Below are 19,844 nucleotides of genomic sequence, written 5' to 3'. Positions count from 1 at the left end.
CGGCCACACTGCGTGGGCCAAGCAAAACCAGCGCCGAGATCAAACGTCCCCCAACTCCCACACACTGTGGTAGGCGTCGTGCAACTCGAAATAGTCCAGCATCTGCCGGTAGAAGGGATCTCTGGTCAGCGTGGCGCTGTCCCCAATCACTCGCAGGGAGCGTCGAGCGCGCGTCAAAGCCACATTCGTTCGGCGAGTATCGGCTAGGAAACCGATTTCCCCCTCCGGGTTACTGCGAACAAAGGTGATAAGTACCGCTTCCTTCTCGCGTCCTTGGAAGCCATCCACGGTATCGATTTCCAAATCGGGGATTTGCAACCGATTGCGCAAATACCGCACTTGAGCGGCATAGGGTGCGATAACCGCGATTTGCTCAGCGGCAACTCCGTCATCGAGCAGATCCTCCACCTGCTCTACGATCCACCGCGCCTCCTTCCGATTCAGCTTACTTTGGCCGTCGCGCTCCAACTCTTCCTCCCACCCGGTGCCAGCGGTATCCCAGAATTCGATTACCGGTTCGGTGAGGAGGGAGGAGTGGACGCGCGGCAAGTCGACGAGGCGATGGCTCGACACAGAGGGATCCGCGATCAATTCCCCATCGTAGAAGTGGTCGCTAGAGAACCTCATGATCGATTCGTGCATGCGATATTGAACCACCAATCGCCGGTAGATCTCACTTCCAAAGCGTTCGATCAAACGCTCCATCAAACTGCGTGAAAAACCTTCCTGGGCCGCTTCCTTCGACACGACCGTCGGTGGGAGTTGGCAATGGTCGCCCGCCAAGACGATCCTTTCGGCGCGCAACATGGCTTGCCAAACCGCTGGCTCTGTACACTGACATGCTTCATCAATTACGACCAAATCAAACATCTGCATTCCGAGCAGATCTTCATCAATCGTTGTCGTGGTGCAGATAACGTTGGCGGAGTCGACGATATGGTGCAGGGTACTGCGTTCGAGTGACTTAGCCTCCTTGCGCAGCCGCCCCGCTTCGGCGTACATCTCTCCGCGAGCGCGCTTCCCCTCCCAGGAGCCCGACTCCTTCTTGGCCGCCCGCATCAACTGATCGACGTCTTTCCAAATATCACGCACGATCGCAGCTGAGCTGTCCGATTCCACCAACTCGTCCAGCGTATGGCCTCGGAGCGATTCAAAGACCCGCGCGGGGTGCCCCACGCGTACCACCTTGGGAAGTCGGGTGACGAGACGTTCCAACAGATTATCCACGGCGGTGTTGCTGGGGGCACAGGCTAACACGCGGCCTCCCGCCTCAACTTCCTGAACGATGATCTCAGCCAAAGTGGTCGTTTTGCCAGTGCCTGGCGGACCATGCAGAATCGCCACATCGCGAGCAGACATGGCGAAGCGAACCGCATCCTGTTGAGGTGGATTAAGATCACTGCGAAAAGCAACCTCCGATTGGCTCACAAACCGCGGCTCCTCGAATCCCAACAACACATCGCGAAGGCGGCCCGCTTTTCCTGTCAGTGTCTGGGTAATATCCATCGCCTCCAGCTGCCTCTGGCGCGTCGTCTCATCGGGAGAGAGATCGATCCGGTAGCGATCGGCTTCGTGCCACTGGTCCACCGCAACCTGAATCATCGTGGGGGTACGGCGACTAACCACCCCTGAAATTCCATCGTCTGCCAGGTTGTCGTGGTTGCTCAGGACGACAGGGGATCCCACTTTGAGCCGATTCATCGGCAGCCGATCGGAGCCACCTTTGGCGAAGTCGAGCAGCAAGCGGCCTGCCAATCCACTGCGATGGTCCGTCAGAAATAGTCCGACAATCGTCTCGCCACCGCGCTCCGCGTTGCCCGATTGACTAAGCTGACGACGCTGGGCCAAACGCTGCCGCTCCGCCTCGGCTTCCATCGAGAGCCAGCGTTCAAGTTGGGAGAAATACGCATCCTGGGAGAACCAATTCATCGCTGTAACAAAACTCTCAATGGTAAGGATCGATTCCTAGAACCGGCTGCAATCTGCCAGACAAACTTGATTCAACACTGCAAATACCGCATTTTCGCCAGCTAGGTGCGACAAGTATGACAGCATTTCCCTTTTTGGGCATTGCACTTGTCTCAATTGGAGAAAACGGCTAATCCATCCTGGGTAGGATTCTGGCAAGGAGTCCGTCCGATTCCAGTGTACGAACGACCGAGGAACCTGATGGTTCAGGACTACTCCATCTCCAAATGCACCCGCCGCTGTGCTCTCAGTCAGCGCACGCTGGAGCCGTCGGAGTTCTACTATTCGGTCATCTTGCCCAAGGACGAAGATGTGGTGCGCATCGATATCGCGGCTTCAGCATGGGAAGCCCCTCCCGAAGGTGCCATCGGTTGGTGGAAGTGCCGCATGCCCACAGCTGGCGCAAAAAAGCTCCGACCGGCTCCGACCGGCGTCCTGCTCGACACGCTCTCGGATTTAGTCGAACGCCCGGGGAAAGAGTCCTTGGCGTACTTCTTAGCATTGCTTCTCGTTCGGCGACGCGCCCTTTCCGAAGAACGCCGCGTCGAAACGCACGGCGACTCCTCCCCAGAGGATGCGTTGGCGGATTCCGACCTCTGGACGCTCACCAGTGCCGCCGATGGCCGCGTATGGAACGTACCGGTTCGCGAGCCCACCGCGGAACAATTGCCGGAGCTCGAAGCCGAACTTAGCACTCTATTGTTCACCGAGGAGTAGTGGCCATCGCCCCAGACAATCCACAGCCAACCAACACATCGGTCTCGGACTCACGCCTCTCAGCCCCCCAGGCGCGCTTCCACTGGCCCCGGCTTTCGCCCCATTGGCTAGTCTGTGGTATGGCATTCAGTCTAGTCTTCGCGACCACGGGCGCGACCTGTGCGCGTCGCGAAACACTGCAACGCAACTTTCGCCCCCCAGTCATTTTTGAACAAACTCCGACTCTCGCAGAAGTGACTCAGCACTTGAATCGCAGTCTGGCGATTCGCCGCATCGAGTCCAATAGTCTGACGGTCTCCAGTCCGAACATACCAGTCAAACTCAAGGGATCCCTTATCTGGGAGCGGACTGAGAACTTTAGCTTACAAGCCTATCCCTTTACACGGGCCATGATGGGTAACGGGCTCATTGCGGGCAGCAATCCAGAAATGTTCTGGTTGCAAACTCAAGGGGATCTCTTCTACGCTCGGTACGACGAGTTCAATCGACAATCGGGACCGCGGAAGATCTTGCCGGTTTCCCCCCTATGGCTGCGTGAAGCAATGGGGATCGTCGAAATGAATCCATCCTATCGGCACGATGCACCGCTGCGACGAGGCGATGGGAAATTGCAGGTTGTGACTTACATTCCCTCGCAACCATTCGACCCACGTTTTCCTCAACAGAACACCGAATACAAACGCGTACTCATCCTCGACGGAAGCTTTGGTACGATTGAACAGACTCTGCTCTACAATCCGGCTGGCAAATTGGTGGCTCAGGCGACTCAAAGTGAACATGATGATCTGGAAAGTTCTGAAATCGGTTGGCCACTGCCGCATCGCATCGACGTGCAACTGCACCCTGACGAAGGCGAATCGCTAGCCTTTACAGTGGAAGTAGGCTTTTATCTGTTGAATGATGATGCTTCAGCGACTGCAAGTACGTTCACCCTACCGGACCTGACTGGCCTGAGTACCTACGACCTAGTGAAAATGAATGCCTCCCTGCAGGCTGTCCCCCCCAATCCTCCGGTATACACCCAAGCCCAACCTCCACCGGGTCAGAGCTCACTGGTCAACTACCGGACGGTTCGCTAGTTGCTAGCAACAGACGGCTTGGGGCAGCATTCGCCTCGATTCGGAACTGGTCTGGCCAACCAGACTGCCTAAGTGCTAGAGTCGCAGTAATGTGTTCCGATTGGTGAAGCGATTGCGATTTGTGGGGAATCAACGCCTTTAGGTATCGCACGCCGGCACGGAATGATGTTGAATTGCTGTCGCGCTTCGGATCGATACGTGTTAGGACACGCATTTGAGACGCGCTGACCAACTTGGGTCGGTTCGCGGCTCTAGGATTGACCAAAACAGCTGTACCCCATGGAAGGGCTTTTCGATGAGACCAGTCGACCGTCGCAATTTTCTATCAATCAGTGCACTGCTTGGCGGCTCGGTTCTTTCGAACCAACTGCTAGCACAGGAGCCACCCGCCAGCACTCCCTCGGAACCGGTATACCGCGTTTCGAAGAATGTTGAACTTGGGCGGCAGCAACCTGACGAAGCCGAACATCCACTGGATCCGGCCCTCAAGATTGCCTACTCCAGCCTGAAGAACATCCAGTCCTCGATCCACGACTACACCGCGATTGTAATCAAGCGTGAGCAGATCGGTGGGACGCTCGGTGACTACGAGTACATGGGAGTCAAAGTTCGTAATCGCAAAATGCAAAACGGACAGATTGTAACACCTTTCAGTGTCTACACCGCGTTTCTTAAGCCAGCCGCCGTGAAAGGCCGCGAAGCGATCTACATCGAAAACCAGAACGATGGAAAGCTCGTCGCTCACGAGGGTGGAATGAAGGGACGCTTCCTGCCAACGGTCGATCTAGATCCCCACGGCTTGATGGCCATGCGTGGCCAACGCTACCCCATTACCGACTTGGGCATCGAGAACTTGGTCGTCAAGTTGATCGAAAAAGGCGAGCGAGACCGCCAGCGCGATGAGTGCGTCGTAGAGTTCCTGAAGGGTGCCAAAGTCGGCGGCCGTGAGTGTACCGTTCTATCGGTTAAACACCCAGTCCCACGTCCCTACTTCGACTTCTGCCACGCTCAGATCTTCATTGACAACGAGCTGAACATTCCCGTTCGCTATAGCGCCCACACCTGGCCAACGACCCCTGGCGGGGAACCACAGTTGCTCGAGGAATACACCTACCAAAACATCAAGTTGAACGTAGGCCTGGATGACATTGACTTCGATCGCAACAATCCGAAGTACAAATTCTAGCCGTCCATTGAAGCGGCCCAGTCTCTCGATTTCGGATCCCAGTTCCCCCAATCTTCATCGGGCACCAGGAAACGCGAAAAACATCCATCCACTCAACAACCTAGGCGCACAGCCTAGGTTGTTGCATTGGTAGGCCAGGCGCAAGCGATCGCGTGCTCTCTTCAAGTCGAATTATCGAGTTAGAGTCGGCGATGTGTAGTGTGTCTTAGAGGTGGCAACCACCCCCGTTGCGGCAGGGAATCGCACCGCCCCGTTGCTTCCTTGCCTCGCGGTTTCGCCCATTGCCCGGAAACTCGTTTTGCAACGCAATACGAATGCTTGGACACCGCTTGGCTCACCGGCTGAAGGATCTCGGATTGCCCAGGGAATAACAGCACGAGCACGAGCACGAGCACGAGCACGAGCACAAGCACAAGCACAAGCACAAGCAGGGCAGGGCAGGGCAGGGCAGGGCAGGGGACTCAGCGTGGCTGGCACGGCAAGCGTTCCTGCACGACCTACTAGCTACCCTTGGGATGAATCAGGGAACTGACCACGATGGGCTGGGGAGGACGTCCCATCCGCGTGAACTCTACCTTGAACAGCCGAGCCCCCAACTCTATCGCCAGGGATTGGTTGAAGGGATTGAGTGTCATTGTAAATCCGCTGGGAGTCCGCGTTAGGAACGCCCCACTGGAATAGGCAAGCTTGCCCGTCCGAGTATCGATGAGTAGCAATTCAGCCGTACTCTCTAGCTTCCGGACACGATAGAGGGCCATGAACGGTGAATTGCGCGGCTGGTTGGTAGGAAACGCAAAACTATAGAGTTCAGCGGGTCGATCCCAGCTCAAGTCCAAGGTGTCTCCGTCGATGCCATAGACGAAACCGTTGATCGGTACCCGATCACGAAGTGAATCTCCACGTGCAAACAACAGCGGGTCACGACTGGTCTCCCGATCGCCACTTGCGTTGCTGAGCAGCACCAGTTGTTCGCCGACCTTCTGTAGCGAAATCGTGTCCAGTACACCGAGGACTGGCACCTGGTGCTCTCGATGGTTTGCCTTGCTCGGAGCGGCCAAATCGATCAAGTGCATCTTGCCATCGGGTTCCAATACAGCGATATGGCGTTGAGAGCATTGCTCTGCCCGCGCCCCGGCGGCCAGCTTGAGCCGAAGCAGCTCCTCTCCATCCAGCGGATTCCAAATTCGCAAGGTATGCGGAATCTCAAAGCCAGCTCCACTGCCATCAAAACGCTGTACGAAATCAACCGACAGGCCATTGAACGAATACCAGTGCGTCCAACCGCCTGGTACCTTTCGCTCGGCTAGCGTGGTGCCGTCTCGGCAGTCCACAATTTCGACATCGGTACGATCGGCGTGATACGTTAGTATGGCCAAGCGAGAATCGAGGGTTGCAAATTCCACTTGGCGGTTGAACCCGTCGCGAGACCAGACCATCCGCCCACTTTGACCGTCCAACATCATTACTTTACGCCCCGTTTGGATGGGAACTCCACTAACGGTGATCGGTCCTACCGACACGGCTTGGCCCGATTGATTGCTTCGGGTATCCAGCGGGAACCCTAAGTCGCTAATCACATTTTCGGCAGCACGCGGCTCGTAGCGGATGGTCGGTCCCGCACCGAACAAGGACTGCCGCCATAGCATCGCGTCGGTATCGCGTTCCAATCCTGCGTAAAGGTTGAAGGCAACGATCTCCGAATGGGTGTTCACTACGACCAGACTTCCGCGGATCGAAGCTTTCACCGACAGATCTGAAATATCGTTCGTCGCCCGGTCATAGCGGATACGGCCCACCTGTTGCCCATTCTGACTGTAGATAAGTAGCTTCTCTGAAACAATTCTTAGCTCCACTTCGGGGCGTCCAAAGCGGTTGGACAATTGCTCGACCACCATTCCCTCGGCGTAGTTGCTCTCGCGATTCATGGACACGAGTGCCAAGCCGCGATTCCACGGTTCCGGCGCCAATTCGATTTGAGGCATTTCGCTGCGCAGTCGGTCCAACGGGTTCCGCTGCGTAGGATCTGGTATGAGACTCCCATATTGGCCGTAGTATCCCAGGAGTTTTCGATCCCAGCTGGATTCTCGACTTAGCAATTGGCGCGCTGCGGCAACCGTGTCGGCATTGGAAGATGCCAGCAAGGGCACCAGCACTTGTTCGGCAGAAACCCATTCTTGATCGCTCATGAGGGATTCGGCTAGCAGGAGCAATTGGGGCTCTGCAGCGGGTAGCCAACTGAAGAAACGCAATTTCTGATGGCGAATGGATAGCACCCACTGATCGATATCGGCGAGCTCCAAGGCAACGAGCCGTTCAATCTCTGCTCTCTCCTCATCCGAAGCCGCCGCATAGCTCCGCGCCAAATTGGAAATGATCCAAGCATCGGAGTCGACTTGATGGTTTTCCGAAATCGCAACCTGGTTGGCTCGATTCTGCGACATCTTAAAGCGACTTCCCACGCGATCGTTGACCAAGTCCAGCAAGCGTGAGAAGGCAGCAAGATGCTGGTTGCTGCGAATATTGCCGAGGGTGAGTTGCTGCAGAAAACGGAACCGCTGCGGACCGTACTCAATAATCTTGTCAAACTTGCGAGCCAATTCCTGGTACTTTTCGAAGTCCTCTTCCATGCCAGTCAGGATGGTTTCCACCAGCAGATAGCGAGTGTCCGCATTGGCTGCGTCGAGCTCATAGGATTTCAAGAGCAGGTCGAGCGCACCCTGGGTGTCGCCAGCCGCGCTCGATAATTGCGCCCGTCGGTTCAGGCTCCAAGGAGTGGCGTCGTCCGTGGGATCGCTTAACTGCTTGTTCAACGATTCTCGCGTGTAGAACGCAGCCACCGTCGTCGAACTGACCGAAATCAATTGATCTTTGTAGGCGAACAGGTTTCCCAGCGGCTGGTCGACCTGAGCCATGTCCAACACTTCGCCACTTCCATGATGTGTGCCGACTCGTACAACAGCTTGTCCGGACAGCGGGAGCAATAACTCATTGCCCTCCCAGACTCCCCGGCCCACTACCACTCGGCCATCCGGATAGTCGGGCCCCAAAATCTGCTTGCCATCCGCAATGCGAAACCAGGCCAAATGTCGGTCGCCAACGGCTACAATGTAGCCATCGGCAATCCCTGCGATATAGCGCGCGTGATTGCGATTCAGCATCGCAAACCGCCGTTCTCCACTAAAAATATCACAGCAGATAACGCGATTGAGCTCCAGGGGCGTTACCACGACCACCCCATCCTGGGCTAGCATGGTCGGATCGTGCCAACGAATGGACATGGGATTGTAGTCGCTAGCATTGTCGAGCGTGCTCCGCGCGATAAATTCTCCGGTGGAAGCTGGCGTGTTGGACCCGTAGTAGGTTGCCCACGCCAAACTGCGATCGAACAGGTCGACAGCGACCAAAGCTCCTAGCCCGGTTGGACAGAGTAGCATGCCATCGGAGATAGCCGGGGACAGTGCTTGGCTGCGACGAAGGCTGTCGGCAGCGATAGGGGGAAAAGTGGAATGCGCTAATTGTTGCGACCATAGCCGGCGTCCGGTTTCGTCGTCGAGAACAACCAACTGCATTTGACCTTGGGCCTCCACTAAACAGTACAAGTCACCTTCGTAGGGCAGCGGTGGTCCCAGGAAATAAGCATTCCGTAGCCATGGCTCGCTCCCTCCATCCTCTCCACCGACGGTCCACAGCAGTGTTCCTTCCGAAGGTATGCTCAAACCAACGAGGACATTGGAAGTTTCAAACTGCATGCCCCGGGATCGCGTTTCGCGTCCATGATCGAAAACGGCATACACCCGTTCCATGTCGCAACTCATCTGCCCATAGGCAGAACTCCCCCAGACACGATCTTGGATTTCTGGAGAGATGGTCGATGCAGCATTTTCGAAATCGGTCGAAAATGACTGCTCCGCAAATGCATAGGGCATCCCCTTGCGAAAGAACGGCCAGCGAATATTGCCGGTCTTAAAATCGATCGCTAAGATCGAGGCGTCCGTCGTCTTGGTTAAGACTAAGTTGTCGACCAAACGCAAATCGAATTTGGGGAAAAGAGTATTGCCACGCTGGGATTGCGAATCGCCCATCTCAACCAAAGCATCTTTCTCCAGCACGTTGGAGTGAATTTCCTTGATCCATCGCGCGGTACTGAGGGGCATTCCGGCTGAGGACACGGCTGCTCGATTGGGCGATCCACCGGTGGTTAGCCAATTGGCGGCCGTTTGAGGAGTGAGAGCCGGAGCACTCCACTCGGAGGCAGACTCGAGAATCGCCAGCCAATCCTGGGGGTCAGCGAGGCTCAGCTGCTGGCCACCAAACTCCAGACTGGCTCCTGGAAAATACTCGTTGCCCCGCTCCAGCACGCTCACGGCAGCAGCGGTTCGATCGCCTTGGTGCCAAGCCATGGCCGCAGCTTTCAATAGGCCGCTTCCGTAGCGTGCACACGCGGCTGGATAGGCGATCAAACGCTGGTAAATCCGCGCCGCCGAAAGCGGCAATCCGTCGACCAACTTGCGTTGGGCCAAGAGCATCCAGGCATCGTATCCGGCTTCGGTGTGTGGATAATTCCGTGCCACCCAAGCCACTTGTGCCGGATCACGCTCCGCGATGGCGTCCTCCAGAGCTTGCCGCGCAGTAACGCCATACTGCAGCTCCAGCGTCCGCCGCCCCGCCTCGGGCAACCGACTCAGGATCTGTGCCGCCTCGCGCTTCAAGCCCTCGGAATAGAGCTCCTCCCCATGCACGGTAAAAAAGTCTTGGCCAAGCAGACTGTCGTCGGTCTCTGCCTGTGGATCTTGCAACAGGGAATACAGCGCATCGATACCATCGGTATAGCGTCCCTCGTCGATCGCTAAATGCCCCTCCGAAAGCATCCGTTGCAAAGCCCGCGGGGCGAGTAAGAACAATTCGTCACCAGAACGCACAACGTTGCGGCCAAACAAGCCTTGAGCGGCAGCGAAGTCGCCCCACAATCCAAGCAGGATCAAGGCAATCGAAACAATTCGGGCAATACCCATCTACTCTATCCTTGGAGGGGTTGTATCAATCGCGGAGCGGTTCGTGAAGGTAACCGGTTGTGCTCGTTCATTGAGGATTGGACGGAGAGCGGCGGCGGCAAAAACCGCCCCATCCACGTCGCCTGCCGCAGCAGCAACATCTGCCTTGCGCAGCGGATCGTCGTTTGCGCCGCTCCTATGGATCTCATTAGTTTGGCGAGCGGCATGGCACTAGCCACCGTCCGTGCATAGGTTGTTCGGGATCCGTTGCGCCGGCGGCGAGCTTCGTCCGCTCATGCGTCCGACAACCTGCTCAGCAGTGGGATGGTCGGTCGCACAGCCGCAATCCACCTGCCCCGCGCTACTCGGCCTCAAACCACCAGCCCACCAAACGAATGTTCCACAGGGAGACAATTTGCAGTTGGGATCTACTTGGGTCGTTCCACCAACGTCATGGTCAGCGTCTGCCGTTGCCCGGCGCGTTGGATGACGATTGGCAGCGGTTTGTCGAGCGGAGATTGTTGCACGATCTCCGCAAAATCTCCCTTGGAATCGACCCGTTGATCGGCAAATTCGAGAATAATATCCCCCGACTTCAAACCAGCCAGGTAGGCAGGGTAATCGGGCACCACCGAACGCACGTACGCCCCCAGCGGACGCGAGTGCCGCCCTGCCCCACTGCTCGACACATCGCCAACCTCCAGTGTCACATCACTCGTGCGGACGCCTGCATAGCCCCGCCGAACCCGTCCAAATTCCAACAATTCGTCTTTAATCCAACTCGCCCGTGAGATGGGGATTGCAAATCCAATTCCCTGGAATCCACCCGTTCGCGAAGAGATCGCGGTGTTGATGCCAATTACGCGACCCTCGAGATCGATCAGCGGTCCTCCTGAATTTCCAGGATTGATCGCTGCATCGGTTTGAATGAACTGGCCTGCGACGACCGACGATAGACTGCGACGACGGCCCGTACCACTAATGATTCCGGCGCTCACCGACGATTCAATTTGAAAGGGACTACCAATTGCCAGCACCCATTCTCCCACAAAGAGATCGGTTGAATCTCCCAGTTCGGCAGTTGGTAGATGCTGCCCGGGAATCTTGAGGATGGCCACGTCGCTGGCAGGATCGCTTACCGGATCCTGAGCGGTGAACTGCCGTCCATCCGCTAGCCGCACATCGATTCTCGAGGCGTTCTGGATCACATGGTTGTTGGTCAACACCAATCCATCGGGACTAATGATGACGCCACTTCCCATAGAGTCAAAAATCTGCTCATCCTCACCGCCAATAATGCCTAGCACGGCCGATTGTTTAGCACTGGCTTCCTTGGATCGGGTGAGGATCGTCACCACGGCTGGCAAAGTTCTTTCGGCCGAGCGGCGAAAGGCCAAGGACAGCGCCCGTGCCCCAACCAATTCGGGAGTGGCGGTCGCCGTAGCAGTTGCCGCGAGAGCTTCCGGAGCAGGGGAGGTTTCGAGCGTGGTAGTCGCATCTGGCGTTTGCTCCTCGACTGCCGGTCTCGGAGGTGCCTCCTGGGCTACGGGAGCCTCCAAGGCCTGCGCGGGGGGGGCCTGAGCTGCGGATTGCTCTTCTGCCGTCGGATCGGTATCGAGTTCGATCACCGCAGTTGCGATAGCCGAATCCGATTCGATAGCCGCTCCCGCAGGCCCCTCATCAGCCAGACACAACATGGTCCATAGGGAAAACCCGAAAGCGATCCCACCATGAATGGGTTTCCATCTCATACTATTCATCGACTCACAATTCTTGAGGTAAGCATTCGATTCTCTAGACTTGCCGTAGAAAACGCGGAGGTTCCCTGCCGTGGCATTCAGCGACGTCTGAGGGCCCGTGCCAGTTTACACCACCACGAGCCGCCTCATTGTAACCCCATACCGCATCGCCTGCCGCATTGGCAACAACCGATGCAGGCCCTCTCAACAGCAGAATTTGGGCACGTTTCAATCCTAGCACGTGGTTTCTCCCAGGGAATCCCACTCCAGCGCGTGCAATACGCCTTTTGCTGCTAGGGGAGCGATTATTGGAGCTGAACGGCCCCAGGCCTAGACAGTTGCCGTAGCGAGTCGGACTGCCTGGGGCGGCATAGCGTCCTGTCCATTCCCAACCTCACGATCCTCAGCCCGCCGGCGGCTCGTCGCTGCCCGAGCGTTGTTAGCCATTTCGCCATTTCGCCATTTCGCCATTTCGCCATTTCGCCAAGAAGCCAAGAAGCCAAGAAGCCAAGAAGCCAAGAAGCCAAGAAGTCAAGAAGTCAAGAAGTCAGTGTCTGACCAAAGTTTCTGGACAACTTTTAGGCAGCATTTTTTGCATGATTTCCCCAGTAATTGTCCCAGAGGTTACTCGCTTCGAGTGCAGCGAGGTTCATCATGCACTCGGCATTGGCGAAATCCCACCGGCGACCTCGGCCTTTGACCCGTTGTGTGGTAGTTTTGCATTGGGCCTCGGTCGGACCACTGCCGATCTGAATGCCGCGAGCGCGAAGTTCGCGATAACGAATGATTTCACGACGCTCCGAAATATATCCGATCAATTGCTCCAAGGCTTGAAGGCGTCGACCTGAGCACGTGAGTTTCTGAGTAAGCAGCTCACTCAGCAGTGCGTCGACTCCCTGTTCCATCAGGATGTTGGTCAATGCCGTTAACCATGTGGCTCCCGATTCATCCTCGCCGAACATCTCGCGACGCGCCTTTTGTGCGTTGTCTTTCATGTGGTAGTAATCCAAGTTGATTTTATCCACAATGTTGTGAAACTCCAATTGGTTGCGTATCCATGGAGCGCCATCGATATTTGCAATGGACTCAGTCGCTTCATCTAGTTTGATGGTCGTCGCCATACTTCGCATCAAGCGCCCAGTGACTTCGCAATCACCGCGGGTAGCTATCACAAGCCGGAGCGTCTGAGATTCGTTGTAAGCAACTACGATTCTTGCTTCCTTGTACTGTTGATCCGAACCTGCTCGAGCTGCTGGCAACGGCCGACATTTCTTTCCACTACGTCGACGTTTCAGTTTGATCGTAGTGCGACGCTTAGTCTTCTCGGCTTGAGTAACGACCGGTACCTTCACTCCGTCGCAGCCGACATAAACCCGAGTTGGGGTTGGTTTTTGTTGATCATTCACTGCGCCAGATGCGGCTGATGAACTGGCCGACGACTTCTGGGGAACATTTTCCAACGTGCAGTCTGCCGACGACCAGCCAATATCAATGCCCCCTCGCGTTAGCTGGTTGGTTACCTTGCGACCTTCGTACTCGACCAATTGCCGTACGCTTTCGCCGCTAATGTCGATCGATGATAAACGAGCGATATTGGCCGCAGTCTTTACAAAGCTGGAGGAACTTTGATTCAAACGACAAAGCATCTCACGTATCCCGCACGTGAAGCTTTTCTCTGCTTCATCCAGCAAGGCATCGATCGGTGTGCTGCTGGTTTCGTCTTGAACTGCCCACCGAACACGCTTTAGTTGCACACGGCCGTTCTCAGTCAAGAGGCTACGTAGTTGGCGTCCCTTGTTCCGTGCTCGAACTCCCGTCGCGCTCTTCGGAGGGGGAAAAAGCGGCTTCCACCGCATTAATCTTCGCTTGTAAGGCTGCCTCATAGACCTGTTGCCGGAAACGATCCAAAGCCTGACGACTGAGTCCTTCGCTGTCTTCGATCCAAGCACCATCGCGAGCGTTATCAATCGAATCAACTACCGCATTGAGCGTCGCTTCGAATTCGGCTTGCAGCGTAGCTTTCAAACCTTCGCGATCCACTTTCGAACTTCCCATGGCATTCACTCCTCACTAAACGGGGAAAAAGGAACACCCTATATTATGCCCCCTGCCCATCTTTCGCGCCATAGGTATTTGTCAGACACCCGCGTTTCTAGGGGAGGCAACTTGTCGGGGAGGCAACGCCGTGTTTGGGAGCAGCGCCCCAGAATTTTGGCGGTTCGATTGGGCTTGCTAGCTCGTTCACTACCCCTGGGGTAACTTGAGTTGCGGTGTTTGCGCGTTTTCACGACTCAATTTTGGAGAACGCCATCTTTCGTTGTCTAGCTTCGGGCAACATCCTCCGGTGGGGGGTATTTTCGCATGGCGTCCCCCGCCTGTGTAAACCGGTCCAATACAATTGGAAAAGTCGGACTAGGGGAGATAATTGGAACTGGTAAAGATGGAGTGCTAGCTAAAATTGTCTGATTTGGTAGGCATTGAGGGATTCCGTGGCCGAATACTTGAGCGGAAGAATGTATATGGAACCGTGCTCAAGGCACCTCATTTCGAAGTTCCGGCCAAACACCAAGCGGTTGTCGGCTTCGAATTCAATGAGCCTGTCGAAAGCGTTGCGGGACCACCCCTTTAACAATCCAATTGTGGAGACTCCAAATGTCCGTACGTATCCTCGCTTCCTTGGCACTTGCCGCTAGTTTCTGTCTGGCTCCATCCAGTGCAAGCGCCGGTCTATTCGGTCACAACCGAGGTTGTTGTGATACCGCTCCTAGCTGCGGTTGCGAAATTGCCATGCCAAGCTGTGGTGGCTGTGAAGTTGACCCTTGCTGTGATCCTTGTGGCCGAGTTGGTCTGCTAGCCCGCATCAAGGCTCATTGTGCTGCCAAGCGAGCTTGCTGTGCACCTGCTCCAAGCTGCTGCGACGCTGCACCAGTTTGCTGCGAACCAGCTCCTGTTTGCTGTGCTCCTGCTCCAGCACCTGTTTGCTGTGCACCAGCACCTAGCTGTGGTTGTGAAGTTGACGTTTGCTGTGATCCTTGTGCCCGAGTTGGCCTGCTAGCTCGCATCAAGGCTCGTTGTGCTGCTAAGCGTGCTTGCCGCACCAGCTGCTGTGACGTTGCCCCTAGCTGTGGTTGCGAAGCTGCTCCTAGCTGCGGATGTGGCATGTAATTGCCTTGGCTCAACTAGCGGTTGAGCCGTATCGTCGAAGGTGCAGAACGCTACCTCGGTAGTCCACTGATGCCAATTGAGCAGCAGCATTCCACCTGCTGGCTCATGTTCCGACGATCTCTAGAATTCAGCGGCGGCACTTTGGTGTCGCCGTTTTGCATTGGTGGATTTCTGCTAAGCCAGAATATCGTGCAAGATTTTGCCATGGACATCGGTGAGCCGGAAGTCGCGGCCACCGTAACGGTAGGTCAATCGTTCGTGGTCTAGCCCTAGAGCGTGCAACATGGTTGCATGAAGGTCGTGCACCGAGGTCGGATTCTCCTGTGCTTTAAAGCCGAATTCATCGGTAGCCCCATGCACGGTGCCACCTTTGATGCCGCCTCCGGCCATCCAAACGGTGAAGCCGTAGTGGTTATGGTCGCGACCATACTGAGGCACGCCAGCTCCACTCAGTTCGACAGTTGGAGTTCTGCCGAATTCTCCGCCCCACAGGACTAGCGTCTCCTCCAACATTCCTCGCTGCTTGAGGTCGGTTAGCAAGGCGGCGATGGGTTGGTCGATTTCGCCTGCTAGGCGTCGATGATTCTCTTCGATTTTGTCATGATTGTCCCAGGGTTGGCCTGCACCATGCCAGAGTTGCACGTAGCGCACGCCGCGTTCTAGCAGGCGTCGGGCGATCAGCGTTTGACGCCCATGCACTCCCTTGCCATACATTTCCTGCATGTACGCTGGCTCATCGCTTACGTCAAACGCATCCTGCGCATCTCGCTGCATGCGAAAGGCCAGTTCATAGGATTGAATCCGGGCATCAAGGCGGGAGTCGGAGCGGGTAGCGGCATGTTGCCGATTCCACTGGGCAAGGAGGTCCAACTGCTGCTGCTGTTGCGTGGAAGTAATGTGTGGATGTTCGATGTTTTCGATGAGGCGTTTGAATTCGGTGTGCTTGGAGTCAATGTAGGTGCCTTGGTAGGCGCCCGGTAAAAATGCAGCCTGCCAGTTCTCGTTGTCTTTAATGGGAAGCCCCCCTGGGCACATTGCAATAAAGCCCGGCAGATTCTGATTCTCGGTTCCCAATCCATACAGTAGCCAAGCACCCATGCTGGGCCGCGCCTGGACCGAGTCGCCACAGTTCATCAGCATGAGGGAAGGCTCATGGTTGGGAACTTGAGCGACCATCGAGCGAATGACAGCGATGTCGTCAATGTGCGCAGCAGTGCGGTGAAAGAGTTCGCTGACTTCGATGCCCGACTCTCCGTAGCGTTTGAACTTGAAGGGCGACGGGAAAGCCGCACCGGTCTTGCGTTCCGTAGTGAGCGTTTGCGGTAAGGGCTGACCAGCATATTTTTGCAGCGCAGGCTTGGGATCGAACGTGTCGACATGCGATGGGCCACCGTTGAGGAAGAAGTGGATCACCCGCTTTGCCCGAGCCGGAAAGTGTGGCGCTCGCGCTGCAAGGGAACCTCGTGGTTGCTCTGCCGCGACCAGGTGACCATCGGTTGCCAGCACTGAAGAAAGCGCGAGTCCGCCAAGCCCCAAGGCGGAGCGGGTTAGCAGCCGGCGACGGGAAAAATCATGCGTCGAGGTGTGGGAATTCATGGCGATACTATTCAGTGCGGTATGGGAGTCGGAACTAGTCGACAAACAGGAATTCGTTGCTACACAGTAGGATTTGTGCCAATTGCTCCCATCGGTTCAATACCTGTGGAGGGGAGGATTCGAAATCCTTTAGCGAACTCCACTCACTAAGGCTGGTTGCAGCGGTTGCATTCGAGCTGGTTGGATCACTCTTCAGTTCTTTCAAACGCACGTCCCACAAGAATTGGTCGCTGTTGAGTCCCTCTCCAATGTCGACGACAAAATCGATTTGATCACCTGGTTGGACCTCCAGTCGATCGATGTGAAAATCGCGGCTTTCTTGCTGGAAGGCTGCAGACCACAGTTCGCCACGCTGGCTATGGGCGATGAAGGCGCGGATTCCGTCGCCAGCGGCTGCCTCGTGCTGCACGTGAGACTCTAGCTCAATTTCTAGGGCTCGAGGCGCTGTCCAACGGCGGATCACTGCGTGGTCGCGGTCGTTCCCCGGGTGGCCTCCTGAGGCAGTCAGCTGCGCCCAACCGAGTTTGCCATCTGGCCAGTGTTCACCGCCCTGCCAAGCGGTGCCCGTAAAGTGCGGCAAGCGGGAAAAATCCACGGCGCGTCGCTGCGCCCGATCCCAGCGACCGTAGCCGTATTCCCAATCGGTGGCCGTGTTGCTGGGAGTGGGGACCGTTGAGGTTTCCTCCAATGCCACGAACTGCAACGCAGTGGTTAGTTCAGCGGTCGTAGGAGGACGTTGAAACACATGCTGGAACATTGCCGTCACACGCTGTGTAGCCTCCGGTGCTCCACCGGCTTGCTCTGCAAGCGTCTGGGCTTGTTCGAGGATGAGCGGATGGTTCATAAAGAATAGGGCTTGCTGCGGCACCGTCGTTTCATTCCGCTGGGGAACGTGTAAGTCTGGATTGGCAAAGTCGAAGACGCGCAGCACCGTAGGCAAATACTGGCGATCTACCAGTCCGTACACCGTGCGTCGAGGCATATAGGGTGGAGTGAACAACTCGCTAGGTGCTCCACCTAGCGTGGGGTCGAGCTGCAAACTGGCACGCAACAACGAGTCTCGAAACTCTTCGAACGAAAGGCGTTGAGGGTTCATTCGCCACAGCCAACGATTCTGCGGGTCGAGCGACTCCGCGTGGGCATTGGCGGTTCGAGATGCCTGTTGGAATGTGGAGGACAATACGATGTGTCGGTGCAGTTGCTTCAAACTCCACTCCTGCTCGACAAATTGTGAGGCCAACCAATCGAGGAGTTGCGGATGGGATGGAGGAGCAGCTCGCGTTCCAAAGTCACTGGGCGTGGCGACTAGGCCGGTCCCAAAATGGCTTGCCCAAATGCGATTTACAGCAACTCGCGCAGTCAGGGGATTCTCCGGTGAGATGATTTCCCGGGCCAACTCTAACCGCCCACTCCCCTGCTCGAAGGGAGCCGAGGTTGGCTGGGATAGAACCTGCAGAAAACGTCGCGGTACATCCTCACCTTGGTTGAGAGGATTGCCACGTAGGAAGATTCTTGGCTCAACGGGATGCTCCCTATCGTGGAGTGTTAGGGCGTGTCGGTGGGAACCGCCCAGTTCCATAATCCGCCGATCGACTTCCGCTTGGAGCTTCCAAAGTTTGGTCACCGTATCGGAATCGAAATATGTTTCTAGGTTATAGATACCGCCTGCAGGTACTTGGCAAGCAGCATTTTTTCCGAGCACAGCCCCTCTCAACGCTTCCGCTGCTGGGTTGGGCAGAGCCGAAGGAGGCTGTGTACCCTGTCCGTCGGCGGCGGAGAGCAATTTCATCCACTCTGCCTGAACCTCGGTAAACAACAGGCCGTAACGATCGCAGACCTCGCGAAAAGAGGTCGGTGGTTGTTCGAAAGCCTGACGAACCAGAGCATTGCATTGTTCGGGGGAGGACTCGGCCAACTGTTGCGTTACGGCTACGGCCTGGGCCTGGAAGTCTGCCGCGTCCAACTTTGCAAACGCCAGCCAAGCCATAAAGACTGGGTCGGAGGTTTGCTCTGCATGTCGCAGTGCACGTTGCCAACTTCGCACGAACTCCGGCAACAGATCCTCGGGTTGAAAGATTTGGTCAAAGCCGTTGGCTGGGTACTTGTCCAGCTCCGATTGGGCAAATAGGTAGTCTGCCACTCGGTTGCACGCGCGGTTAGACGCGTTTGTGCGCGCTTCCCTCAGGGCCTCTCGGAGGGCCGATTTTCTCTGTTCCAGCACCTCATCTTCTGCCTCCTTATCTCCGGGAGGATGGATGGCATCCAGGGATTCGATGCAGCTGTTGAAAACACCATACAGGGAGTAGTAGTCCGCAGTAGGTATCGGGTCGTATTTGTGGTCATGGCATCGAGCGCAACTGACGGTCAGGCCGAGCATTCCACGGCAGACAACGTCGATGCGATCATCGATGATATCGCGTTGGACACCCAGAAATCGCCGCCCGAGTGTAAGGAAGCCCATCGCCAGCAGATCTTCCGCATGGGGATCGACCACTTGATCGGCCGCCAGTTGCAAGAGTAGGAAGCGGTCGTAGGGCATGTCCTTGTTCAGAGCCTGAATGACCCAGTCGCGATAGCCCCAGGCATGGACCCAGTTGCGTTCTTCTCTTGCGTAGACATAACCCTTAGTGTCGGAATAGCGTGCGACGTCCAGCCAGTGGCGTGCCCAATGCTCTCCATAATGCGCAGAAGCGAGCAATTCCTCGACCAACGCTTCGTAGGCTTGAGGCGATTCATCATTGAGGAACTTTGCGACTTTCTCCGGCGTGGGTGGGAGGCCAGTTAATGCATAGGTGACTCGCCGAATCAGAGTTCTACGGTCGGCCCGGGGGCTGGGGACGATGTGTTGCTTGTTCAATTGCGCTAGCACAAAGGCGTCGACGGGCGTCTGAATCCAGTTGTCTGGGTCGGGAACGTTCGGGGGAGGATTATCCGCGATTGGCTGGAATGCCCAGTGAGTTTTGATAACCTGCATGGAGGCTGGTCGGAGTGGCTTGGCGGTTGCGGGCCAAACCGCTCCCAGTTGAACCCACCGCTCCAACGCATCGACTTGGTGGGGCGCCAACGGCTCATCGGGAGGCATTACCAACTCTCCCTCCCGTCGCACCGCCTGGATCAGGCGACTCGACCCGGGGGCACCTGGGACAATGGCTGGCCCACTATCGCCACCCGCCTGGAAGCCGAGGGAGTCATCGGCACGAAAGCCGCCAGAGGCATCTTCGGCTCGATGGCATTCCACGCAGTGCGCGATCAAGATGGGCCTAATTTCTTTCTCGAAAAAATCGACGGCCTCGCCTGTGGGGCTAGGTGTTGGGGGACTTGCAAATGGCTCGCCGCCGATCCCGCGACTCATTGGGGGAGATAGCAGGCACAGCCAGAGTAGGCCCAGGAGGAGGTGGAGGGG

Annotated in this window: 10 protein-coding genes; 3 read left to right on the top strand and 7 right to left on the bottom strand. The window is 56.4% G+C overall.

What is annotated here, in order from left to right; translation table 11 throughout:
• Positions 1 to 39: 39 nt before the first annotated feature.
• Positions 40 to 1,929 carry an AAA domain-containing protein gene (locus tag Q31a_RS09630; RefSeq protein ID WP_145077007.1) on the bottom strand — a complete coding sequence of 630 codons (1,890 nt, stop codon included), beginning with the start codon at positions 1,927 to 1,929 and terminating at the stop codon, positions 40 to 42.
• Positions 1,930 to 2,169: 240 nt separating this feature from the next.
• Between Q31a_RS09630 and Q31a_RS09625 the strand changes: the two genes are divergently transcribed.
• The 3 genes from Q31a_RS09625 to Q31a_RS09615 all read left to right on the top strand — a co-directional run bounded on the left by Q31a_RS09625 (position 2,170) and on the right by Q31a_RS09615 (position 4,950).
• Positions 2,170 to 2,685 (top strand): hypothetical protein, encoded by a 516-nt coding sequence (locus Q31a_RS09625; RefSeq protein WP_145077005.1) that lies wholly within the window; start codon positions 2,170 to 2,172, stop codon positions 2,683 to 2,685.
• A 119-nt stretch (positions 2,686 to 2,804) separates the two neighbouring features.
• The gene (locus tag Q31a_RS09620) at positions 2,805 to 3,764 is read left to right on the top strand and encodes a hypothetical protein (RefSeq protein WP_145077003.1); all 960 of its coding nucleotides are present in this window, start codon (positions 2,805 to 2,807) and stop codon (positions 3,762 to 3,764) included.
• 295 nt (positions 3,765 to 4,059) lie between these two features.
• On the top strand, positions 4,060 to 4,950 hold the full coding sequence (locus tag Q31a_RS09615) for a DUF1571 domain-containing protein (RefSeq protein ID WP_145077001.1): 891 nt from the start codon (positions 4,060 to 4,062) through the stop codon (positions 4,948 to 4,950).
• A gap of 500 nt (positions 4,951 to 5,450) precedes the next feature.
• Here the strand turns inward: Q31a_RS09615 and Q31a_RS09610 are convergent, their stop codons facing one another.
• The 6 genes from Q31a_RS09610 to Q31a_RS09585 all read right to left on the bottom strand — a co-directional run bounded on the left by Q31a_RS09610 (position 5,451) and on the right by Q31a_RS09585 (position 19,793).
• Positions 5,451 to 9,962, bottom strand: coding sequence for an outer membrane protein assembly factor BamB family protein (locus Q31a_RS09610; protein ID WP_145076999.1), 4,512 nt, complete (start codon positions 9,960 to 9,962; stop codon positions 5,451 to 5,453).
• Positions 9,963 to 10,369: 407 nt separating this feature from the next.
• Complete coding sequence (locus Q31a_RS09605) at positions 10,370 to 11,701, bottom strand: S1C family serine protease (protein WP_145076996.1); 1,332 nt, start codon at positions 11,699 to 11,701, stop codon at positions 10,370 to 10,372.
• Positions 11,702 to 12,258: 557 nt separating this feature from the next.
• Positions 12,259 to 13,434 (bottom strand): UPF0236 family transposase-like protein, encoded by a 1,176-nt coding sequence (locus Q31a_RS09600; RefSeq protein ID WP_145076896.1) that lies wholly within the window; start codon positions 13,432 to 13,434, stop codon positions 12,259 to 12,261.
• 22 nt (positions 13,435 to 13,456) lie between these two features.
• Positions 13,457 to 13,735 carry a hypothetical protein gene (locus Q31a_RS09595; protein ID WP_145076898.1) on the bottom strand — a complete coding sequence of 93 codons (279 nt, stop codon included), beginning with the start codon at positions 13,733 to 13,735 and terminating at the stop codon, positions 13,457 to 13,459.
• A 1,284-nt stretch (positions 13,736 to 15,019) separates the two neighbouring features.
• The gene (locus Q31a_RS09590; RefSeq protein WP_145076994.1) at positions 15,020 to 16,441 is read right to left on the bottom strand and encodes a DUF1501 domain-containing protein; all 1,422 of its coding nucleotides are present in this window, start codon (positions 16,439 to 16,441) and stop codon (positions 15,020 to 15,022) included.
• 34 nt (positions 16,442 to 16,475) lie between these two features.
• Complete coding sequence (locus Q31a_RS09585; protein WP_197356575.1) at positions 16,476 to 19,793, bottom strand: PSD1 and planctomycete cytochrome C domain-containing protein; 3,318 nt, start codon at positions 19,791 to 19,793, stop codon at positions 16,476 to 16,478.
• Positions 19,794 to 19,844 lie beyond the last annotated feature (51 nt).

The organism is Aureliella helgolandensis (genome assembly GCF_007752135.1).
GTDB classification, from domain to species: domain Bacteria; phylum Planctomycetota; class Planctomycetia; order Pirellulales; family Pirellulaceae; genus Aureliella; species Aureliella helgolandensis.
This window is presented reverse-complemented; position numbering and strand designations above follow the sequence as displayed.

Coding starts and splice junctions, on each gene's coding strand:
- Q31a_RS09610 (WP_145076999.1), bottom strand. CDS start 9,962: ATGGGTATTGCCCGAATTGTTTCGATTGCCTTGATCCTGCTTGGATTG.
- Q31a_RS09590 (WP_145076994.1), bottom strand. CDS start 16,441: ATGAATTCCCACACCTCGACGCATGATTTTTCCCGTCGCCGGCTGCTA.
- Q31a_RS09605 (WP_145076996.1), bottom strand. CDS start 11,701: ATGAATAGTATGAGATGGAAACCCATTCATGGTGGGATCGCTTTCGGG.
- Q31a_RS09585 (WP_197356575.1), bottom strand. CDS start 19,793: ATGAGTCGCGGGATCGGCGGCGAGCCATTTGCAAGTCCCCCAACACCT.
- Q31a_RS09595 (WP_145076898.1), bottom strand. CDS start 13,735: ATGGGAAGTTCGAAAGTGGATCGCGAAGGTTTGAAAGCTACGCTGCAA.
- Q31a_RS09630 (WP_145077007.1), bottom strand. CDS start 1,929: ATGAATTGGTTCTCCCAGGATGCGTATTTCTCCCAACTTGAACGCTGG.
- Q31a_RS09620 (WP_145077003.1), top strand. CDS start 2,805: ATGGCATTCAGTCTAGTCTTCGCGACCACGGGCGCGACCTGTGCGCGT.
- Q31a_RS09615 (WP_145077001.1), top strand. CDS start 4,060: ATGAGACCAGTCGACCGTCGCAATTTTCTATCAATCAGTGCACTGCTT.
- Q31a_RS09625 (WP_145077005.1), top strand. CDS start 2,170: ATGGTTCAGGACTACTCCATCTCCAAATGCACCCGCCGCTGTGCTCTC.